14 protein-coding genes are annotated in these 22,027 nt (G+C 45.5%); 11 read left to right on the top strand and 3 right to left on the bottom strand.

Annotated elements, in window-relative coordinates; all coding sequences use genetic code 11:
• Positions 1 to 115 precede the first annotated feature (115 nt).
• The 3 genes from thyA (at position 116) to AC0YNX_RS23770 (ending at position 1,893) form a co-directional block, all read left to right on the top strand.
• Positions 116 to 949 (top strand): thymidylate synthase, encoded by an 834-nt coding sequence (gene thyA / locus AC0YNX_RS23780; protein ID WP_475818197.1) that lies wholly within the window; start codon positions 116 to 118, stop codon positions 947 to 949.
• A 148-nt stretch (positions 950 to 1,097) separates the two neighbouring features.
• Positions 1,098 to 1,481 carry a hypothetical protein gene (locus AC0YNX_RS23775; RefSeq protein WP_475818196.1) on the top strand — a complete coding sequence of 128 codons (384 nt, stop codon included), beginning with the start codon at positions 1,098 to 1,100 and terminating at the stop codon, positions 1,479 to 1,481.
• A 49-nt stretch (positions 1,482 to 1,530) separates the two neighbouring features.
• Positions 1,531 to 1,893: a cupin gene (locus AC0YNX_RS23770; RefSeq protein ID WP_475818195.1), complete on the top strand. Its 363-nt coding sequence runs from the start codon at positions 1,531 to 1,533 to the stop codon at positions 1,891 to 1,893.
• A 224-nt stretch (positions 1,894 to 2,117) separates the two neighbouring features.
• Here AC0YNX_RS23770 and AC0YNX_RS23765 read toward each other — a convergent pair whose 3' ends face one another.
• Positions 2,118 to 5,225: a glycoside hydrolase family 76 protein gene (locus AC0YNX_RS23765; protein ID WP_475818194.1), complete on the bottom strand. Its 3,108-nt coding sequence runs from the start codon at positions 5,223 to 5,225 to the stop codon at positions 2,118 to 2,120.
• A gap of 357 nt (positions 5,226 to 5,582) precedes the next feature.
• The gene (locus AC0YNX_RS23760) at positions 5,583 to 5,831 is read right to left on the bottom strand and encodes a helix-turn-helix domain-containing protein (RefSeq protein ID WP_475818193.1); all 249 of its coding nucleotides are present in this window, start codon (positions 5,829 to 5,831) and stop codon (positions 5,583 to 5,585) included.
• 460 nt (positions 5,832 to 6,291) lie between these two features.
• On the opposite strand from AC0YNX_RS23760, the gene AC0YNX_RS23755 reads away from it, so the two are divergent.
• From AC0YNX_RS23755 to AC0YNX_RS23730, 6 genes are all read left to right on the top strand, one after another.
• Entirely contained in the window at positions 6,292 to 6,762 is a 471-nt protein-coding gene (locus AC0YNX_RS23755) for a tyrosine-type recombinase/integrase (protein ID WP_475818192.1), read from the top strand.
• A gap of 208 nt (positions 6,763 to 6,970) precedes the next feature.
• A complete protein-coding gene (locus AC0YNX_RS23750; RefSeq protein ID WP_475818191.1) occupies positions 6,971 to 7,726 on the top strand; it encodes a protein phosphatase 2C domain-containing protein in 756 nt (251 codons plus the stop codon).
• A gap of 149 nt (positions 7,727 to 7,875) precedes the next feature.
• On the top strand, positions 7,876 to 9,024 hold the full coding sequence (locus AC0YNX_RS23745; protein WP_475818190.1) for a VOC family protein: 1,149 nt from the start codon (positions 7,876 to 7,878) through the stop codon (positions 9,022 to 9,024).
• Positions 9,025 to 9,307: 283 nt separating this feature from the next.
• Positions 9,308 to 9,496: a hypothetical protein gene (locus tag AC0YNX_RS23740; protein ID WP_475815311.1), complete on the top strand. Its 189-nt coding sequence runs from the start codon at positions 9,308 to 9,310 to the stop codon at positions 9,494 to 9,496.
• Positions 9,497 to 9,675: 179 nt separating this feature from the next.
• Positions 9,676 to 10,185: a hypothetical protein gene (locus tag AC0YNX_RS23735; protein ID WP_475818189.1), complete on the top strand. Its 510-nt coding sequence runs from the start codon at positions 9,676 to 9,678 to the stop codon at positions 10,183 to 10,185.
• A 195-nt stretch (positions 10,186 to 10,380) separates the two neighbouring features.
• Positions 10,381 to 12,465 carry a GMC family oxidoreductase gene (locus tag AC0YNX_RS23730; protein ID WP_475818188.1) on the top strand — a complete coding sequence of 695 codons (2,085 nt, stop codon included), beginning with the start codon at positions 10,381 to 10,383 and terminating at the stop codon, positions 12,463 to 12,465.
• A 179-nt stretch (positions 12,466 to 12,644) separates the two neighbouring features.
• Here AC0YNX_RS23730 and AC0YNX_RS23725 read toward each other — a convergent pair whose 3' ends face one another.
• Positions 12,645 to 13,355: an alpha/beta fold hydrolase gene (locus tag AC0YNX_RS23725; protein WP_475818187.1), complete on the bottom strand. Its 711-nt coding sequence runs from the start codon at positions 13,353 to 13,355 to the stop codon at positions 12,645 to 12,647.
• Positions 13,356 to 13,818: 463 nt separating this feature from the next.
• Between AC0YNX_RS23725 and AC0YNX_RS23720 the strand changes: the two genes are divergently transcribed.
• Both AC0YNX_RS23720 and AC0YNX_RS23715 read left to right on the top strand, forming a co-directional pair.
• A complete protein-coding gene (locus tag AC0YNX_RS23720) occupies positions 13,819 to 15,924 on the top strand; it encodes a DUF6259 domain-containing protein (RefSeq protein ID WP_475818186.1) in 2,106 nt (701 codons plus the stop codon).
• A gap of 51 nt (positions 15,925 to 15,975) precedes the next feature.
• Positions 15,976 to 21,999 (top strand): carbohydrate-binding protein, encoded by a 6,024-nt coding sequence (locus AC0YNX_RS23715; RefSeq protein WP_475818185.1) that lies wholly within the window; start codon positions 15,976 to 15,978, stop codon positions 21,997 to 21,999.
• The last annotated feature ends 28 nt before the right edge of the window (positions 22,000 to 22,027 follow it).

The raw sequence follows: 22,027 nt of genomic DNA, 5'->3' as shown, positions 1-22,027 counted from the left end.
CATTGAAGTAACGGGGCAGTTTTGCGTGGAAGTACGTTGTTTCAATATAAGAGGAGATAGAGTTATTCTCACCGAATAAAGAAAAAGCATATTCGAATTTTTGGAGGTTATAAGGATGGGAAAGGCTGATGAGATATATAGTAAACTGGTGACTGAAATTCTAAATGAAGGAGTTTGGGACAAAGATCAAAATGTTCGAACGATTTGGTCAGACGGTTCTCCAGCTTTCACAAAAAGCTTAATATCAAGGCAAATGCAATTCGATAACTCTGAAGTTCCGATACTAACAACAAAAAGAGTCCCATGGAAGTCTGCAATTCACGAATTGTTGTGGTTCTATGTTAAAAGAACAAGTGACTGTTCCTACCTAGATGAAAACAAAGTGAAGATATGGAGAGAGTGGACAAACGAAAATAATAATATAGGAAAAGCCTATGGATACCAGTTAGGCAAGCCAATTATGTTAAAAGGTCAAATTACAAATCAAGTTCATAATTTGGTTAACGAGTTAATCAATAATCCTGCGTCAAGAAGACACGTAGTGTCTCTTTGGAATATTGATGATCTAGATCAAATGGAACTTTACCCTTGTGTTTGGAACAATCAATGGCTTGTAAAGCAGGGGATTCTTCATTTAGTGGTAAATGCCAGGTCAAATGATATCGGCCTTGGAAACCCATTTAATGTTTTCCAATATTACGTATTGCAAAGAATGATATCACAAGTAACAGGATACAAATTAGGAACACTAACTCTAAATCTAAATGACATCCATATCTATGAAAGACATATAGATCCTCTTAAAGAACAAATTCAACGTACTCCATTTTCAGCTCCTGAACTTTGGATCAATCCGGAAATAAAGAATATAGATGATTTTACTATTAATGATTTTAAATTGATTAATTATGAGTATCATCCGTCCATTAATATGGAGATCGCTATATAAAATTCTTTTGAACTAACGGGCACAATAGCACAGCGCAATGACAGCAGGCTGCCGGAAAAATAACGGTGGCCTGTTCCGCTATCGGACATTTATGTCAATGAACCATCCTAGAAAAGAGTGTAAAGTATCCTTATTGAGGAGGTGCCAAATGATTAGCATTCATGATAACGAGATCACATCTTATCTTGTTGATTTGAAAAATCACAAAATAATTCTATTCACGGAAGCACCAAGTAACTCCGAACGAGTGGAAGTTTCATTTGAAGATGTACTAGCTCATCGATTCGAAACCCAACTAGAGGGAAGTATTATCTTGGACATTCAAGAATATGGGTTGAACCGATTTTTTGAGAATGAAAAAGAGCTGTTGGAGAAACAAAAAGACTATTGCTGGCCATTGCACTATGACAGCATTGATGAATTATCAATTCGGCTTATGAAAGAAGGATATCTATATTATGTGATCTATTCTTCATACGGATTAAATGGTTGGATTGTAGCGAAGCAATATGCCGCTAACAGGATTGTGTAGGCCGACCATTCAAGTAAAGGGCACGATAGTGTGAAAGGAGTGAACAAGTGTGGAGATATTCCGCTTCGATGAAAATGTTGGTGTACAAATTAATAAGTTTGATTCGAACTTTATTATGTCAAGGGTGATTCAGACTACGACGGAATCAAGTATTGGCTGTATACATATTAATGCCCAGGGAGTTGTAGGTTACCACCAAGCTGTTACAAATCAATTATTTCTTGTAGTACAAGGTAATGGATGGGTAACTGGTAAAGACAAAATGAAGATACCCGTGACAAGCGGTTGTGCTGTTTTTTGGAATAGTGGGGAGTGGCATGAGTCGGGTACTGATGTAGGGATGACTGCAATTGTCATTGAATCAGAACAACTAGAACCAACTAGATTTATGCCACTCAAGCAGGAATTATAAAGCTTATGTTTTTCCACTAACGGGCACGATAGCTCAATCAAACGGGCGGCTCTTTTGTTGAGAAATCAAAGCTATAACAAAAAGAACATAGCGGATATCCGTTATGTTCCTTTTTGTTATTCGCACGCAATCAAGACTTTGGAACGATAACCGATTCGCCTTGGTAAAGTGCGCATCGGCATTAAATGACTGATTCCCGCCACTATCTCCGGAAGAAAAATCGCTTAATCTGCGGCAAGTGCGACAACAGACAACTGAACTGTAGTTCCGTCTCCGCCTGTTTCCGAATTAAGTTTGTAATAAGAATATGCGGCAGTATTATCTGTTAAATCAAATGAATAGAAAGTATTGTTGAAATTGGAATAATCATCGGCTTTTCCTATATATATTATATTCCAGTTAACACCGTCGTCTGAACCCGAAAGAGTCCATCCGTCGCCCATACGGCGCGGCCATGACATATTGTCGTTTGCCGTGGCAATAATAAGGCGGCTTGCGATGAACGCATTGTCATAATTCCATTCCGCCCAGTAAGGCACGCCTCCGCCGTATTTCGTATTTGTACCCGCATTTTCCAGAGAAGTATAATCAAACAGAGATGAAGGACCTTCACTTGCACCGAATCCGTTTCCGCCTTTTATAAAATGAGTGTCAAACCTGACAGTTTTATCCCCTGCCGCTTCGGCGAATGTTTTATAACCTGTTTTCCATTTTGTTAGACCGTTTTCGAAGCCATACGTTATATTGGGGTTGAAATCGGAATAAATCTGCATCAGAACGCCGTATGCCGCGATAGGTGAAGGAATACGGGTCGCGCTGTCGGTTTCGAAAATGGAGCTTTCACCCACAAGACCGTCGCCTGACCTGCGGAAATTCCACGTCTGATATGCGTTTGCAAGCATATACTTCTTAAATTCGGCGAATTCGGGGCTTTTCACAACGAGCCCTGTGTAGCGCGCAAATACGAGCCTGAAGCTTGCGCCGTCGCCGCCATCCATGCCGCCTTCCATCTTGAAAGTAAGCCCGTCGTCAAGCGTCAGTGTTGTCCAGCCGTAGTTAAGGACTAACTTCGCATCGGCTAAATAACTGTCATCGCCTGTGTTGACCCACATTTCATAGGCTGCTCCGCCGAACAGTCCGTAATTATAGGAGAATTGCCAGTCACGGGGACCATTTTTGCCAGCCTGCGATTGGAAGTTGTCCCAAAGCTTCCCTGTGTTTTCATCCGCTACCATTGAAGCGCGCATCCAGTCATATATTCCTTTTGCTACATCTGCATAATATCCGCTTGTTACTGAATCGCCTTTGGCAGCGTATATCTTTGCAAGTCGTGCCGCAGCTATTGTGCCGTTGCCGTTGGTGGCGATATTCTTTTCGTTTGAGTTATTGCTGTCATTGGGATAGCTTCCGTCCCAGTTCGAGGACTTGTTGAATTTCCACAGCAGACCGCCCTGCACGCCTGAATAATAGTGCGCATCGGAAATCTCTCTGGTATCCCACGCGCGCGCATAAAGATGTTTGAATATTTCTTCTCCGACTGCAAGATAGTTTTCATCGCCTGTCAGGGTGTAAGTGCGTATGAAAGCGTTTGACCACCATAACAAGTCGTCGGTGTATTCGTTGTTTTTCCATGTACCGCTCCATGAGAAGCTTCCGTCAAGAAACCGGGTGCGGTAGCCGTCCATATATTTTTTGAACAGTTCTTTTTCAGCAGGGTCTGTCGTGTATTCATAGTAGTCGTTGAAAACTTCGTAGACATTGGCTGCCTGCCAGAATCCGGTTTCCTCGCCGCTCGATGATTTGTCGCTCCAGAGATATGTGGAATATACTCCGTTGCCTCTGTCCTTGAGGTAGGCATTGAGCCAGTCCTCCAGCATAACGGTTACCGTGTCGCCCTTTTCAAGGAGCGCCATTCTCACCGCCAGAACATCAAGCAGGGATTTCTCGGTGACAAGCAGAGTCTTGGAATACTCAGGCAGAGCTGCGAATGCCGCAAGAGCAGCGTTTAATCTGCCTGCGTCGGTGATTTTCAGGGAAGTGATGCTCTTCGACAGAACATCCGCAAATCCGAAATTATTGAGGATTTCATCGCGTCCTTTTTCAAGTTCCGTAACGCCTGCTTTTAAAGCGTCAAGCAATGATTTTTCGTTTTCGAGGCGTGTTTTCGCAACGTCTGTCAGGTTTTCATAGGCTGCAAGAGCCGCGTTTATTCCCTCTGCGTTCGTAATATTTAAAGCGTTTACATTTAACGTCAGGACATTTGAGAAATCATTCCAGAAAGTGTTCCGCTCGGCGGTTCCGTCGTAAGCGGTGACTTTAAGGGAATCAATGAAAAGCCATGGGTCCATAGGTCTTTCGGTACCGCTGTTATGATACCAGATGCGTATGGTATTTTCTCCCGCTTGGAGCGGTCTGTAAATGACATTGTTTTCCCAAGTGTTTATATCTTTTCTTGCAAAATACAGGATTTCATACGGTTTGCTGTTGATTTTCAATCTTCTTGAATTGTCTCCGCGTGTGAACCATCTGAAATCAAGTTTGTATAAGCCTTCGGCAGGAACATTTACTGTGAATTGAATATAGCGGCTTGTACCGTTTGGATTGTTACTGCTGCCGCCGTTATCCCAATAAACGGTATGAGTTCCCAAACGTCCTGATTGCTGCTGGTCGCCCCCGTAATTGATATTTGCCTGACTGGTAATATTTTGAACCAGATAAGTAGAGCTCTCAGGCTCGGGTACAGCTTCGGTTTCTTCGATATTGGTGAGGACAGCATAAATATGCTTGTCATCGTATGTACTTACAAATACGTCATATCCGCCGATTTTGAATACTCCAAATGAATTCTTTGTCATAAGAACTGAACCAAATGCATTTATGATTCCGTTTTTGGTTATATTGAGGAATACTTTCAGATTTCCGTCAGGCTGTAGTGCTCCCGTCCCCGAAACAGAAACGTCTCCGGGTATTTCTTCGTCCGGAATCAGCATTTCGCTGACTTCTTTTATCAGGCATACATCAATTTTATCGTTGCCGTAAGTGTTTACATAAACCGTGTATGCACCTACCTCAAATGTTGCCGCCGAATTCTTTTTTAATTCAAACGTACCATAGGCGGCTGTTATACTTCTGCCTTTATTATCGGTAACTTTAACAGTTATGCTTATCAGATTGGTATTTCCGGTTTGTTTTTGGATTTTTGCCTCAGCAACCGCGCCGTATGTCTCACTTGCAGGAACATTGCCGTTATTCTTATCTGGTGTTGCCGCTGCCGGAATAGCAAAGGCGAAAAGCATTGAAACAACAAGGACTAATGAAAGAAGTCTTTTCATTTTTTCAGATCCTCCGTTATTATATTTTTATGCCTCTTTTATTGTGAGTTTGGGGTTCCCCGTTTTCAGCCGCATTGGCTGATGCGCAACGTGGTTAAGCGCTTTCAGAGCAGAGCTCTCTTTTCCTGCCTCCTTTTATAAATTTTTCACTTATGTTTTTACTGCAACCAGTTAAATGAGCAAATATAGATATTGCACATTTAACTGAAATCACACCTGTTTTATATTTACAAATGTACCTAATTTTATATAAAATGTAAACATGTTTAGTATAAAACAAAGTTATGAAGAAAGAACCTCTGCTTCATATGATTTGGCACAGAGGTTCTTTTTTTGCAATGATTTTCTGTTAATCTGCTACTGGTATTCTGGTTCAAGCAAATCCTCTATATCGCAGCCGAGTGTGCGTGAGATTTTCGCCAGCGTGATTGCCATTGTGAAATTCCAGCCGTTCACATCCAGATGCAGGATAAGATATTGACCAATGCTTATTGAACTAACGGGACACATTTGCTCAATACTAATTTTTGGACGGCAGCCGGATCGGCTGCCGTTTTTTTGTGTTATCAAGGGAGTTGGGTGTGGGCCCAACTTTTTAAATTTCATTAAACAACTTTATTTTTATTCCAGACATTTTGCATGCCGTTGATTAAAGAACTTTATTTTTACGATTTCAGCCGCGGCACAACTCAAATTCGCCCAATTAAACAACATTAATTTATTTGAATGTGATTTTGATCCCCTGAAAACCCTTGATTTTACTGGACCATGGATAAAGAACTTTATTTTTTCTCACCACTTTAATTGAAAATAAAGTTCTTTAACGCTAAATAAAGTTCTTTAATCACCTGGGTCTGAAATGAGTCTTGTTGAAAATAAAGTTCTTTAATCGCTTGATATTACTGACGCGGAGAGATAGAACAGCAGATGTATCACACAGCAGTTTCGGCGCTAGTTAGACATGGAACAACCATAAGGTGCCGTACAGGTAACATAGTATACAGATTAAACCTCCCAAATTTAGCGAAGCTAATAGTATTAGCCCTTGGGAGGTTTTGTTATGAGGATGAGCGAATTATGGTTGTTGTATGAGGCCGATAAGCGTATTTTGGGTTTTAGTCCTTATACGTTGAAGGCATATTCACTACAGTTAAAAGTTCTGATTCGCGAAGTTGGCAACCTAAATATTAAAGAGGTATCTTTAACGTTGCTCAAGGAATATTTATCTAAACAATCTGAAAGCTTGAAGCCAAGCAGTTTAGCCCACAAAGTTCGTTTCATCAGATCCCTATTCCGTTTTGCATGTGAAGAAGGACATATGGCTCGTAATCCTGCTCTAAAACTGAAAGAACCAAAGATGGACAAACGCATTCCTAAATTTCTAATTGAAGAAGATATCATTCATCTGAAGATTTCTTGCGTTTCTAGACGTGAACACGCACTTCTTGATTTCTTTTATTGTACTGGCTGCCGTGTTGGCGAGGTGCATCAATTAAATATTGAGGACATAAACTGGCTAAAAGTAACGCCGGTATAGCTCTCTCCGACGTTCTCCCCGTAGATTGCCGACGGCAGCTGCTCCATTTTTTCATTACGCTAACGGGCAGAATAGTTCCAATACTTGATATTTTAAGAGAGGGGTAAACAACTTGTTTGTTACTTATGAAGAGATCACTAAGAAAGGCGTTGGGGTTCTAAATGAGGATGCCGTTATTACGCTTCCGAATGCAAATTTGTAAGGGGCTTTGGATGGTGTATCTTCCTTGGTACCCTATCTAAATTCAAGAAAGGAAACTGGCGGTTTTATTGCGGCGAATCTAGTGAAAAATTATTTCGAATCCGTTACCGATCGTAGAAGTTTAATGGACCACATGATTGAGGTGAATGATCTTCTTAGGGAACAAATGGTGCTCGCAAATATTGATCTGGAAAAAAAAGAAGAACTTTGGGGAGCAGCAGTGTCAATCGTACGTGTACAAGATGATGGTGTAGAGTACATACAGACGGGCGATTGCATGATTCTAGCCGTTTATGATAATGAGGAGGTTCGTCCATTAACTTGGAGACAAGTTTCTCACTTAGAAGCACCAGCATTCGCTAAATGGCAGGAAGGAATAACCGAAGGCTTGAAAAGCCAGAAAGAGCTTCATGAAACCGTAATTGATACAATAAGAAAGAACCGATATTGCGCTAATACTAATGGTGGTTACGGGGTCTTAAATGGGGAAAAGGATGCTGTTCGCTTTTTCGAATACGGAAAAATTAATCTGACGTGTTTAAAACATATCATTTTGTTGACTGATGGGATGTTTTTACCAACAACTATCGTACCCGAACAGAGTTCGTATTGGAGTTTTGTTGCGCAAAGAATATTGAATAAAGGTCTACAACTTTATACTCAAGAATTAATAGAACTAGAAGAATGCGATCCTGAGTGTATTCAACATATCCGCTTTAAGAAATCGGACGACAAGACTGCAATGGTAATTAATTTCCGTTAGGAGTTGCGCTAACGGAGAACGATAGCACAAGATTGAACAGGCTGCCGAACATCATCGGCAGCCTGTTGAGCTAACGGGCAGTTTAATGCAATAAGACAGAAGGGATTTCCCGAAGAACAGTGTATATAGAATGAGGGGGGTGTTGAATTTTGGGTAAATTAACCATTACATATGTTCCGCAGCCATCCAAAAAAATGTTCGAAAGGAATGATCGCGATATGATAAATGCAGATCTGTCTTTGAAAACGAAAATTAAATTTAATAGTGTAGGGTGTCTTTATTTGCCTGTTGATGACAGCGAAACCATATCTAACTGGTATGAGAATTTATTCAACTCAGCGGGAACACGAACATGCGGCGTCATTTGGGAGACTACGAAAGAAAAAGGGTTGACCTGCAATTTCATGACGGATGAATGGGTTCCGGGCGAGCCTTATGAAATGTTTGCCGTACGTTTTGAAACTGATGCGATTGAAGAATTATACGCACGCCTGACCGAGGCTCAGGTCGAATTAGAGCCGATGAAACTTGACGAGAGCGGAGCCTCTTTCATTTATCGAGATCCTCAAAGAAACAAGTTTCAAGTATGGCAGCGTGCTGGCACTGAAACACAACCACTAAGGGATGGTGTGCCGGCGTTTATAGGAGTTGCTACATTATTTTTTCCGGTTACTGATCCTGAAGTTACCCGCAAATGGTACGTCAACCTGGGTGTACATATAAACGACTCTGGGCAAACCGTAACCGGACGCGGAGAAGAAATATATTTTCTAAGATCGATGGAGCCGGGGAAAACGCTGAATTTCTATACCGGCGCGGGGGAAATCCAGCATATGGCGATTGCCATGATCAATATCAATGAGCTGGAAACGACGCATGGCCAACTCAAAGCGCACGGCTATAAGGTCCAGGAACACATTCTGGACCGGGAAGGCTGCGGTTATCAATTCCAGCTTTATGATCCGGATGGGAACAAGCTGGATATGTGGGATATGCAAACAATGGTTAGAAGAAATTTGCAAAACCTGGGCAGTCCAAATTGGAAAGACCGTTATATATTTGAAAATTGTTGTTTTTGGGTCGGTATCGACGAGTTTTTCGCAAAGACGCTCGAGCACGCGCCGGGTACTAGACACAAACGGATCACGGTTGTAAATCATACCGTTATTCAAGAGACGGATCCTGACGGAATATTAGAGCTAGTGAAAACGGTGGAAGCGTTTGGAGCACAATATCCGGAATGGGCGTTTGAAATTATATATAAGGAAGGCGCAGGTGAATATGCTCATTTGGCGTAAGCTCTGCTAGGTTGAGGTGTGTAGATAAATCTAAAAAGCTCTTTTTCGTGCAGTTTGTTGAACTAACGGGCACTATCGCTCAATACAACACGACGGCAGCCTGGCATGATGTTCAGCTGCCGTTTTTCATTGAAGTAACGGGCAGAATAATGTAGCGAAACATTAAGTAGTTGGCAACGTATTGAGCTATACCTACATCTTTTGTAAAGTCGTTGTATGAGGCGAAACTGTCACAGCAGTAAAGCTTTGGAATGAAATTAAGAAGCGGAGTGATTACTTGAAAATGAAAGATGACGGAAAAGGTTCTTTCATAGGCCTTGGAATTGCTCTAGGTGCCGCTTTTGGTTCCGCTTTTGGTGTCGCATTTGGAGCAGTATTCGGTAATGTAGGTCTTGGAATTGTATATGGAACTTCATTTGGAATTGTAGTCGGATTAGCAGTTGGTATTTTTAGAGATAACAAAAACAAGTGAAAACGCTCGATTACGTTAACGGAGAACGATAGCACAATAGAACGACGGCAGCTGGATTGTTTACCGGCTGCCGTTTGTCATTGAAGTAACGGGCAGTTTTGTTACATAAGGTATTTACGGGTTTCCGTGTGTTTAGCATTATTGGAAGCGAATGGAAAATGCGGAGGATGGGGGACTGTATGCAGAAAGTAAGTAGAAGTATAATATTATCCGTCATTTTACTGCTGATAATCTTTTTCGTATGGGTTGTCAATGAAAACTACAAGCTAAAGGGGAAAGTAGACACTGTAAAGCATAAGCTGACCCTATCTCAAATCCAGTGGGATTTTGTCCAATTAGATGGGGCGATAGCTAGTCAGATTGAAGCTCAGTGGTCGCAGCCTTCCTATGTGAGAGAGAAGGTCGGTGATATTCTGCAAGATATTGTTGTCATTTTGGATATAAACTCAGGCATTTACTTTTTATCTGAACAAGAAATAAATGATTTAAACACTCTTTCTCAGACCCTAAATGATTATCCAAATGATGATATGACCAAACCGATAAACAAACTAGAACAGTCCGAGATCGGTAAGCTTATTCAATTAAGAAATGCATTGCGAGATGTAGAATGGGGAATTGGATTTTCGAATTCAGGGGATTGGGAATCTTTTAATGAGAAGTTAAAAAAATTGTTACCTCAGATTTGAATGCTCGGATTGCACTAACGGGGCACGAATGCTATATAAGAAGTACAGTGTTAGTTGCATTCGCGCAATTTCATTTCACGCTCAACAAGGGATTTGATGATACAATAGATGAAATACAATTCACTAGACACTAGGTGGTGTAGATAGATGAAGCCTCGCGGGCAGCAGTCTTTTTCAGTAGAGTTAAGAACTGTTTTGGAAGCGGTTTCCGATCGTATGGTTCCGGAAGATGCATGGCCGTCAGCGACAGTAGCTGGTGTACTTACATACTTGGAGCGTCACACCGAAGAAGATCCTGGTACTTGGGCGAATCTCTTGGAGCCAGGTCTACTCGCGTTAAATGCAGAAGCGACAAAGCGCGATGGACGGTCCTTCACCGATCTGTCTGCAGTCGAGAAAGACAGTCTGCTCCATGAAGTCCGGCAAGATCAAGTTCGGAATTGGCCCATTCAGTCGAAGCTGTTTTTTGAAACGTTATTAAGCCTTATCATCGAAGGATACTACGGAAGTCCTGAATCTGGGGGGAATCACGGGGGCAAATCATGGGATATGATCGGCTTCCGGCCTGGAACGGTATCGGGAACGAAATTACCAGTCGAGGAAGTCGATTTACCGCAGAAGTTATTTGACCAACTTCGTGACCAGTATGATGTTGTCGTGATTGGAGCTGGTGCCGGTGGTTCCGTAGCTGCTGGCGTACTTGCTGAAGCGGGACTTGACGTGCTCGTCATTGAGCGAGGCAGCTGGCTCCGATATGCTGAGGTTGGCAGCAATCATTTACGGAACCACCGTTTGAGTAAATATGGTCATAACACGGGCCCTTCACGAGAAGGCAACCCTCGCACGATAATTTTGCCAGGTGGCGAAGAGCGGATCACCGCGCCTTTTGAAGGTGACTATCATAATAACGCAATGACTGTGGGTGGCGGAACAAGGGTATACGGAGCACAGGCATGGCGATTCCATCCGGATGATTTTCGCATGGCAACACGCTATGGCGTTCCTGACGGGAGTTCGTTAAGCGATTGGCCGATTCGATATCAAGACCTCGAGCCCTATTACGAGCGCGCCGAGTGGGAAGTCGGAGTTTCGGGGGATGGGATCGCCCACTCCGGACGCGGCATTAGTAAATATACCTATCCCATGCCACCGTTGCCAAGGACTAGGGAAACCGATCGCTTAGCCCGAGCAGCGGAGAAACTGGGATGGATTGCTGGGCCAGTACCACTGTTAATTAATTCAGTGGAACGCGACAACAGGCCAGCCTGCGGTCAATGCGGCCAGTGTGTCGGATTCGCTTGCCCAACGGACAGTAAAAATGGCGGACACAACACGATGCTGGTAAGGGCAATCTCTACCGGTAAATGCGACCTGATCTGCGATACCATAGTAGAACGTATTGAAACGGAGGGAGGAAAGCGTGCTACCGGCGTTCATCTTGTACAGGAAATCGACGGTAGGCGGGAGCGCCGCTATGTGAAGGCGGGGCATGTTGTGGTCGCCGCCGGGGCTATTGAGAGTGCGCGTCTTCTACTTAACTCGGCAAGCGATTTAGAACCGAGCGGGATCGGCAATCGGTATGGTCAGGTTGGTCGACATCTTCAAGGACATGTGTATGCCGGTGCATACGGCTTATTCGATGAGCCAATTCAAGACGGTCTTGGTCCAGGAGTAAGCATTGCTACTTTCCGCTTTGAGCATAGCAGCGAAGCAGGAGTTATCGGAGGAGGCTTGCTGGCTAACGAATTTACCAGGCTGCCGCTCGTTCACTGGTATCGTGCACTTGCGCCAGATGCTGCGAGGTGGGGGATCGCTGGAAAAGAAACGATGCGCGAAACCTATCTGAGAACAAGCCAGATTCAAGGCCCTATCCAAGAAATCCCGACCACTGATTCCAGGGTAAGGCTCTCTCCCACAGTAAAAGATCGCTACGGCCTACCCGTTGCACAGCTCTCCGGAAGCGTCCATCCGGAATCCCTTCGAGCTTCTGCGATGCTCGCCGAACAAGCAGAGAAGTGGCTGTGGGCAGCAGGAGCACACCAGGTTTGGCGAACAAAGGCCGGCGCTGGGCTAAGCGGCGGGCAGCACCAATCGGGTACACTGCGCATGGGTAACGACCCATCCGTTTCCGTTACCGACCCGAGTGGCCGCGTGCATGGATATGACAATCTCTGGGTAAGCGATGGCTCTGTGCATGTAACCAATGGTGGCGTTAACCCCGTCTTAACCATTATGGCTCTAGCATTCCGCACAGCTGAGAACTTAGTGAAACAAGGGTAAAGCTAATGGTACGTTAGCTTCCAAAAAACGAAGGCAGCTGTTCAGAGAAAATTAGCAGCTGCCTTCGTTCAGCTAACGGGTAACTATAGTTGAATAACCTACTTTATGAGGCTGCCGAGGATTCAATCGACGGCCTGGTTCCGCTAACGGGCAGATTAGCGGAATATACGATTGGTTATTCATTTTTCACCTTGAGCGATCTTTAACAGTACCCGTGCCACCAGCTCAGGGGCACTGAAAGGAGCGAAATGGTTCGTCTCTATATCTACAAAATTCACGCTAGGATCAAGACTATTTTTCACTTCATCTGAACTAGACGTATGGGACATCTGTGTGCAATAAATGAAAGTACGAGGAATTAATGACTTTAATTGAACAGGCTGGGACAGTGTAGCCAAGGGGTGAAGCTGCCCCTCCATACGTTCAAGAAACCATTCAAGTATCAGTTTATTTGGAATGGCTTCAGCTACATGTGGAAAATCGGCAGGATCAAGCTTGATTGACCATCCATCATTATTCTGTGCTCTGGACACCCACCAGTCTCTGCTATCTGGATAGACATCGAAAAAGGATTGCCCATCACTTGGCATAGCTGCATCTAGATAAACAAGGTGATCTAGTCTTTCTGAAGCTTTATCCGCCACTCCTGTAATCGGCATTCCGCCGTAACTATGTCCAACCAAAATTACGTTACTTAGGTTTTCATAGAACAAAAGATTGACGATATCCTGCACATGTGTTTCCAGATTTACATTTGAACTCGCAAGATGGGAACGATCACCCATACCTGTGAGAGTTGGTGTATGTACTTCATGCCCTGCTGCACGAAGATAGTTTGCAACAAAACGCCAGTTCCAACCTCCCCCCCCAAGCACCATGGACCAGAACAAAGATTTTCAATCGTATCTCCTCCCGTAGAATACGTGTATCTGACGCTATCTTACGCTCCGTTCATACTACTTTATGTTTGTATATGACACTGAATACCAGATGCGAGACATGAGGGCAACCGTTCATAAATAATCGACATAAAATGTGAAGCTCTCAAGATTGGCCGGTAACCCCACGGTCAGTGACGTTCTTCCCCGGCTATCTAGTTCCATACATATGTCCACAATAATAAGCATAGTTGATAGCCGCCAAATCCACGATTTGGCGGCTTTTTGCGGTTCGCCTGAAATCGACCGCCTAGTCTAGGAAGCAATCGATTGGATTTCCTCAATGTCCGATACATTTCTTGAGATTATAGGGTATAAACCGAGCTAAGGCAGAGCTACGATTAAACAAGCAAGTTCATCTAGCAAGTTCATCTATGTAATTATACATAATCAAAAATAAAGGGAGCGTATGGGGATGGCGGTTATTAAACTATCTGGACCGGGGCTTGTGCTTTCATTCGAGGTCGAGAATGAGCGCATGAGGCTGGTTGAAATGAGCACGGAAGAGAACGGGGAATTGCTGGATACAGCAAGAAGTGGACAGCTAGGAAATCCGTTGACCGTGGTGGTTCATGAAGGTAAATACGCTGGTCAATATGGTGTTGAATCCTTCCTTGTTCGGACTATGGAGCATAATGATTGGCAAATGAAAGTTGAACTGACACATGATTATTTGCCGCTTCAGTTATTTCTGATTATCGAGGCGGAAGGCCATGTGGCGACCTGGAGAGGACAGGCAGTATGGAGAGGCATTGAACCTATTGAGCTAGATATTTATTTCCCTTTGTTATCGAAATTAAGTTTTGGAAACGCAAGTGACGCTAGAGCGATCCTTCCACACATAGCTGGCGCTTCATTAAGCCCGCTTAATGAAGCTAATTACAAGAACGCTTATTCAGGGACACTGTCGTCCCCATCATTCCTTGTAGAAGGTCAAGGAAGAGGGATCGCTTTTCTCGATGATAACCGAGCCGATTTGACAGCAGACCCAGGCGCCTGCGTACGGCGGGAATACGCGATTGGTAACAACTTCAGCCATGTTTCGCGTTACTCGACTCACCATGATTTTTGGATCAATGATTACTTCGACGGTGGTGGAGGTAGTGATGGTCCGTTTGTTGGCATTTGTCATTCCCGTCACTTTGCAGGAACTCATGCAGATGGGTTGCAAAACAGAACTGAAATCAATAGCGACGAAGGCACGATCTCTTATTCGGATCATGGTATGGCCGTAGAATATATTGATCTTGGACCTGTACGAACGTATGCGTACACAGGTAATTGGAAAGTTGGGGCTGGGTGGGTACGCTCTCGCCGATCTCACATTCCGATCCGGCGCTCGCCTGCCGAGTGGTATCAACAAACGTCCTTTCTGGCTGAGCACATGGGAGACCAAATGGTGAAAGAGGGACAGTCCTTTTATGATTATCCAAAGTTGGCGGCACATAAAGAGTCGCTGGGATCGAATATGTTCCACGTCATGGGGTTTCATGACGCTGAGATGGCGACGACATTTAAAAACTGGCTTAATCGCGGTGACTACTTCTTTGCCGCCCAAAATCTCGGAGGCTTCGAAGCGGTTAAGAAAGGCGTGGAAGCCGTTCATCGCCGGGGTGGACGCGTTCTCTATTACATCGAAGGTCTGATCATGTGGAAGCAATCTCGAATCGGACTCAGTAAAGGGAAAAAGTGGGCATTGAAAGAAGCAGACGGCTCCTACACCGAGCATTACCGCGATTTCTGGCATATGGATTTGGCGAACGAGGAATATCAGAACTGGCTTGCTGAGACTTGCTCAGACATCATACGGACAACAGGTATTGACGGATTCTTCCTCGACTCCTCTTGCGCGACGTACAATCACCGCAATTATGATCCGAATCATCCGCATAGTCATCCTGACTATTGGAATTGGGGGCTGCGCAGACTGCTTCGGAAGATCAGAGGCTCGCTCGACAAGGTGAATCCAGGCGCGGTTCTCATTATTGAAGGATTCTCCGATTTGGCAGCTGAATTCGCTGATGGCTTCCTCTCGCACACGCATGATTGGTCAAGATATCACTTTGACGTTCCCTATGTTCGTTTCCTGCACTCGGATTTGAAGATATTCGAGAGCTATGCTCATTCTGATTCTTCGCCGACAGACATTCGGAAGAATCACTTATTCAATGCAGTTAATGGCATGCACATCTATATGCATGCAGCTGACAACGAGCTGATGGCTCCTCATGGTAAGAATACAAGAGATTATTATGATGCCTATCCCGAGATTTGTGAAAACCCGATGTCTCCACTCGATGTGGAATCGGAGAACTGTATAACGAACTTATTTGAAGGTGTCGAGTATGTGCTTACGATCGGCAATCCGACGGATGAAACGGTTGCGGCTACACTAGAAATTCCTGTTTCAGCCGGCGTGTTGTTTGATCGCGTGTCAGGCGAGAGGATTCCGGTCGTGAGGAATCAAGTAAAACTTGCTTTAGAGCCATGGGCTTATCGGGCGTTTGAAGTACGTGTATGAGGCGTTCCGTTATATATAGGCCGCAACTCATTCTAAGTTGGAGGGGAAACCATGTTCAGTAATTCCGTTTTACTGAAAGGAACACCGAGAAAGGCAATTGTACTTGCCATGTTGGCGGCTTTGCTGCTGTCGGTATTTCCGCTGACAAGCTCACATGCCGATGGAAATGTCTACTATGTCGGCGGCGACGGTGCGTCTGACGACAATTCAGGCACCGAGATGCAACCTTTTGCAACGATTCAGAAAGCAGCGAATATGGCGGAGGCGGGAGATACGGTCAAGATCCGTGACGGTATCTACCGCGAGACCGTCACACCGGCACATTCCGGTGCAGATGGTGAGCCGATCGTATTCGAGCCCGATGGAGATGCACAAGTTACGGTTAGCGGCACGGACTCCGCAGAGGGCGGATGGAGCTTGTATTCGGGCAACATTTATAAGAAAACGATCTCGCTTCCCGTAACAGGATACAACGATCACATTACGAGTAACGAGTCGTTGCTCGCCAATCAAGTGTTCGTGAACAGCAAGATGATGATCGAAGCACGTTGGCCGAACGTATCCGATTCGGACAATCTGTTAAACCGAGCGGACTATAGGGACGGCAAAGCGGCTACATGGTCTACCAACGGCGAGCTGAAGCTCACGGATGCCGAGATTCCGGTCATCGAAGGCGGCTGGGCAGGCGGAACGTTGTGGGCAAACGGCTGGTTTATCTCCCAAACAAGAAGCATAACCGCTGATTCCGGAACGCAGCTGACGCTGTCTGGGGGATTAATTGACTCCGATTTCAGAGATTATTACTATTTGACTGGTAAGCTAGGTGCTCTCGATACGGCAAAAGAATGGTTCTATGATGGAACGGATCTTTATCTGTGGATGCCAAACGGAGAGAGTCCTTCAGGCGTCGAAGTGAAAATGCGTAACTATGCGTTTGACCTGAGTGGTAAGTCTGAAATTGCTATTCATGGCATTGATCTGTTTGCATCAACGATTACAACGAATGAAAGTAGTTCGGGAATTGCGATTGATGGTATCCATGCACAATATATCAGTCATGGCGTTACATTGACGGATTCAGACGTGATTTACTCGCACACGAATGAAACTGGCATTCGTTTGATGGGCCCAGACAGTTCAATTAAGAACAGCAACATTGCATACAGTTCTAACCAGGGCATCGTGCTGGGAGAAGGCAATATCGCGGAGAATAACGTAGTACACGACGTTGCGTATGACGGAACTTACGCTAGCGGCATTAGTCCGGTACCCGGAGCCGATAATCAGAAGATTCTTCATAATACGATCTATGATGTAGGACGTTCAAACATTGATTTGCAGCCTTCCAAGAATGTAGAGATCGGTTATAACGATCTCTATAACTATGGCTTAATTAATACGGATACCGGAGCCATCTATTCCGCTCGCAATGCGGATTTGGACGGCACACGGATTCATCACAACTGGATTCATGACTCGAAGGCGGACACGGAGAGTAATGGACTTGTCGCCGGTATTTATTATGATCAAGGCGCAGGTCCTACTCAAGTGGATCATAATGTCCTTTGGGGCAACGAAGACGTGGACCTTTATGTACAGCATGAAAGCACGGCAGAACAAGTGCACCATGTTTACAACAATACGTTCGCAACGAATGGAACGGCTTCGTACTTGAATTACACGACGGATCCGGCGGATCAGCTCCTGAATAATATTTACAGGGATCAGGTCATCGGCAACACGCTGACTTCGACTTCACTCGGGCAGAATCAAACGCCAAAGTTCTTGAACGAAGGGGATGGCGGCCTTCGGTTCCGGTTGCAGGAGAGTTCGCAAGCAATCGACGCCGGAACGGATATAGCGGATGTGACGGAAGGGAACAATGGCAGCAAGCCGGATATCGGTGCATACGAATTCGGTGCAGAGGATTGGGTTGCAGGCTACATTGGGCCGGACTGGACACCGAATTATGAGAATCCGGACGCTACTACTCCTGACGAAGATGCTTCTGCTGGCGGAGCAACGAATGGAACGCTGACAATCAATGATACCGATATCGGTGACGGCGAGAATCAGTTCCATTATGTCGGCAACTGGGGCAGCAGCGCAGAAACGGGAGCTTATCAAGACAATGAGCATTTCTCCAACGAAACCGATGCGTACTACGAGGTGAAATTTACTGGAACGCAAGTGAAAGTATACGCGCAGAAGAACAATTCCTTTGGCATCGCAGCCGTATCCATCGACGGTGGTTCGGAGACGCTTGTGGATGGCTATAGCGCGACAAAGATTCATAACACGTTGCTGTATTCGAGCCAGAAGCTGCCGCTCGGCGAGCATGTGCTAAAGGTAAGGGTAACGGGGAATAAAAATGTAAACGCTGACAATTATAACCTCGTAGCAGACCGTATTGTTGTATCTACTGGAACGATTGATATTAACGATGCGGATACAGGTGGCGGAGCGAACCAATTCGAATTCATTGGCACTTGGGGCCAAAGCCCTGAGACTGGTGCTTACATGGACAACGAGCATTACTCGAACACAACCGACAGCTATTATCAAGTGAGGTTCGTCGGCACACAAGCAAAGCTATACGCGCAGAAGTATAAATCGCTAGGAATCGTGGCCGTGTCTGTGGATGGCGGAGAGGAGACGATGGTTGATTGCTATAGCGAGACCAAGATCCACAATACGCTCGTGTATGAGAGCCCTGTTCTTGAATATGGCGGTCATATAATGAAAGTGCGAATTACTGGGCAAAAGAACGAAGCCTCGGACAATACGTACCATAGTGCAGACCGGGTACAAGTCGTGACGGGCTTTGTGCCATACTCGTCCTCTATCACGATAAACGATATGGATATGGGTACGGGAACAAATCAGTATGAGTTCGTCGGAACATGGGGACAGAGTCCCGAAGCGGGCGCGTATTTGGATAACGAGCATTACTCGAATACGACGGATTCTTATTATAATGTCAGATTCAACGGTACTCAAGTCAGACTATACGCACAGAAGTATAAATCGTTAGGCATCATCGCGGTGTCCATTGACGGTGGGGATGAGACGCTCGTCGACACGTATAATCCCGTCAAAATCCATAATACGCTTGTGTATACAAGCCCCGTGTTAACGAACGGGGACCATATTATGAAGGTTCGCGTGACGGGAACGAAGAATCCAGCTTCGGATAATTTCTATCATAGCGCCGATCGGGTGGTCGTGACCACGATGCCGGTTTATGAAGCGGAAGAAGCCTATACGACGGCAGGAGTGGGAATTGTAGCTGAACAAACAGGTTATTCCGGCAACGGGTACCTTGGCGATTTTGGAAGCGAGGGTTCGTCGGCTGTATTCACGGTAAATGCCGGAACTGCAGGCGACAAAACGCTGACACTGAAGTATGCCAATGGGAATGAGGCGGACGCTTCCTTAAGCCTATATGTAAATGGCAACAAAGTGAAGCAACTTAATCTACCTAGTACGTCAGATTGGAATAGTTGGGATGTATGGACAGAAACGGTTTCCCTGAGTGCAGGGGAAAACGAGATTACATTCAAAGCAGATGCAGGGGATACGGGGAATGTTCTGCTCGATGCAATCTATGTGCCTTATGAGGAGCCGGCCGTACCGCCTCCGGTGGTAATCGAGCCGACTGATCCGGTCACACCTCCGCCATCGCCAAATACGCAGCAGCCTGCGGCAGGAACGAAGTACGAGGCAGAGGAAGCTGTGCTTGATGGAGGCGCATCGGTCAACACCGATCATACGGGCTATTCCGGTGAAGGCTTCGTTGATCATTTCGGCGACCAAGGCGCTTCGACTACATTTACGATTAATGCCGCCGTTGCAGGCGCGACAGACGTTACGCTTCGTTATGCAAACGGAGGCGCGACTTCTAGTTTAACGATTTACGTCAATGGCGTTAAGTTCAGACAAACGCTTATGCCGGGGTTCGCCGATTGGGACACATGGGGCTTTATCACAGACTCGCTCAATTTGAACGAGGGCGTCAACACAATTACCTATAAGTACGATTCGAGCGATATCGCGCACGTGAACCTGGACTATATTAGCGTTGCGTTGCCGGCGACGATATACGAAGCAGAGAATGCTGCATTTAGTGGGAACATTGCGAAAGATACGAATCATACGGGCTATTCGGGTACGGGCTTCGCAGCTAACTACTGGGGTCCAGGTGATACGGTAACGTTCACCGTGGATGCCGTTGCTTCAGGCAATCAAGACGTCACGTTCCGATATGGGAATAGTATGGGTAAGGACCAGACGCTTAGCATTTACGTAAATGGAACTAAAATTAGGCAGACCAGCCTGCCTAACCTAGCAAACTGGGATACGTGGGGTAATAAGCGCGAAACGTTGAATCTAAACGCGGGAACGAACACAATCGCTCTTAAATTCGAAGACGGAGATACCGGGATTGTGAATCTCGATTATTTGTCCGTACCGGAGCCTGCGCCAACCATTTATGAAGCTGAAAGCGCAGCGTTCAATGGAAATATCGCAACAGACACGAATCATACAGGCTATTCGGGCACGGGCTTTGCAGTGAACTACTGGGGACCGGGAGATGCTGTGACCTTTACAGTTGATGCTGCAGTTGCCGGATATAAGGATGTCGCTTTCCGCTATGCCAATAGTATGGGAGAGAATCGAACCCTCACTATCTATGTGAACGGAACGAAAATTAGACAGACCAGCCTGCCAAGCCTTGCGAACTGGGATACTTGGGATAGCAAAATCGAGAAGCTCATGCTGATTGCTGGTACGAATACGATTAAGCTTCAGTTCGATGATGGTGATTCAGGCGTCGTGAATCTTGACTATCTATCGCTTCCTGCTAAGTCAGAGGCTGAACCAACTACGCCAGAGACACCGACAACTCCATCGAATCCAAGGACTCCATCGACACCAAGTTCGGTTATCGGACAAGGTATAATCAGCACAACGATGGATGGCCGCAGCGTATGGACATTCGCAACGAATAAGGAGGCGCTGCTTGCCTCGCTTAATGGTGCGGCTGAACTCCATATCGATGTGACGCCGACAAGATCCGTCGATCAAGTCGAAGTGGGGTTGGATGCCGGAGTTATCGCACTCGCGAATAAGCTCGGTAAACCAATCGTCATTGAAAGCAGCGGTTTGCAGCTAAAGCTGAATCCAGGCTCGCTCGGCATACAGTCTGAGGCTGGAAATGTCCGAATCAGCTGGTCGACTACGGATGGTATACAGCCTCCGCAAGGCTTCAATTCGGCATCGACCGTATATGATTTGGGCCTATCGGTAGGCGATTCGGAAGTTCACAATTTCCAGAATCCGATCGAAGCGAGCTTTAAGGTAGACGGGACTAAGATCAAGGATCCGAATAAGGTCGGCGTCTATTATTTCAATGACATTACGAAAGCATGGGAATACATCGGAGGCACTCTGAACACGGATGGATATGTTATTGCGCAGTTGAAACACTTTTCCAAGTATGCTGTTATGGAGAGTGATTTGACCTTTGATGATATTCAAGGTCACTGGGCGCAAGCGGCAATTGAACGGCTAGCAGCCAAGCAAATCGTTGTCGGAAAAGAGAAGGGTCAATTCTCACCGGATGGTGAAGTGACCCGCGCGGAGTTCGTCGCGATGATTGCGAGAGCATTGAGTCTGAAGCAAGCAAACGTAGCATCTGCTTTTGCCGATGTCGATGGTGACGCTTGGTATAAGGAATCGGTATATGCGGCATATGAAGCGAAGATCATTAACGGAATCGCTAGTGGCAAGTTTGCTCCAAATGACAAAATGACAAGGGAGCAAATGATCGTCATTCTGATGCGAGCTTATCAATACGCAATCGGAGTGGCCGAGCCGGACGACTCCGGAGCAGACAAAGCCTTCTCTGATCAAGCATCGATTAGCACGTGGGCTGTTGATTCTATCCGTACTGCAGTTCAGCTTGGCTTCAGTAAAGGCTTCGTGGACGGCTCGTTCGGTCCGCAATCGTACAGTACGAGAGCACAAGCGGCTGAATTGCTGCTTAGACTGTTGGAGCGTTTGAACAAATAATAGAATCGCCCGCGGTACACGATGTGTG

It is taken from the genome of Paenibacillus sp. J31R98 (assembly GCF_056269245.1).
The sequence above is the reverse complement of the archived record's forward strand: the minus strand, read 5'-3'. Positions and strand labels throughout refer to the sequence as shown.

What these genes read in the sequence shown, in the direction of transcription:
- thyA (WP_475818197.1), top strand. Translation starts at nt 116, where the DNA reads ATGGGAAAGGCTGATGAGATATATAGTAAACTGGTGACTGAAATTCTA.
- AC0YNX_RS23775 (WP_475818196.1), top strand. Translation starts at nt 1,098, where the DNA reads ATGATTAGCATTCATGATAACGAGATCACATCTTATCTTGTTGATTTG.
- AC0YNX_RS23765 (WP_475818194.1), bottom strand. Translation starts at nt 5,225, where the DNA reads ATGAAAAGACTTCTTTCATTAGTCCTTGTTGTTTCAATGCTTTTCGCC.
- AC0YNX_RS23760 (WP_475818193.1), bottom strand. Translation starts at nt 5,831, where the DNA reads ATGAAATTTAAAAAGTTGGGCCCACACCCAACTCCCTTGATAACACAA.
- AC0YNX_RS23755 (WP_475818192.1), top strand. Translation starts at nt 6,292, where the DNA reads ATGAGCGAATTATGGTTGTTGTATGAGGCCGATAAGCGTATTTTGGGT.
- AC0YNX_RS23740 (WP_475815311.1), top strand. Translation starts at nt 9,308, where the DNA reads ATGAAAGATGACGGAAAAGGTTCTTTCATAGGCCTTGGAATTGCTCTA.
- AC0YNX_RS23735 (WP_475818189.1), top strand. Translation starts at nt 9,676, where the DNA reads ATGCAGAAAGTAAGTAGAAGTATAATATTATCCGTCATTTTACTGCTG.
- AC0YNX_RS23720 (WP_475818186.1), top strand. Translation starts at nt 13,819, where the DNA reads ATGGCGGTTATTAAACTATCTGGACCGGGGCTTGTGCTTTCATTCGAG.
- AC0YNX_RS23715 (WP_475818185.1), top strand. Translation starts at nt 15,976, where the DNA reads ATGTTCAGTAATTCCGTTTTACTGAAAGGAACACCGAGAAAGGCAATT.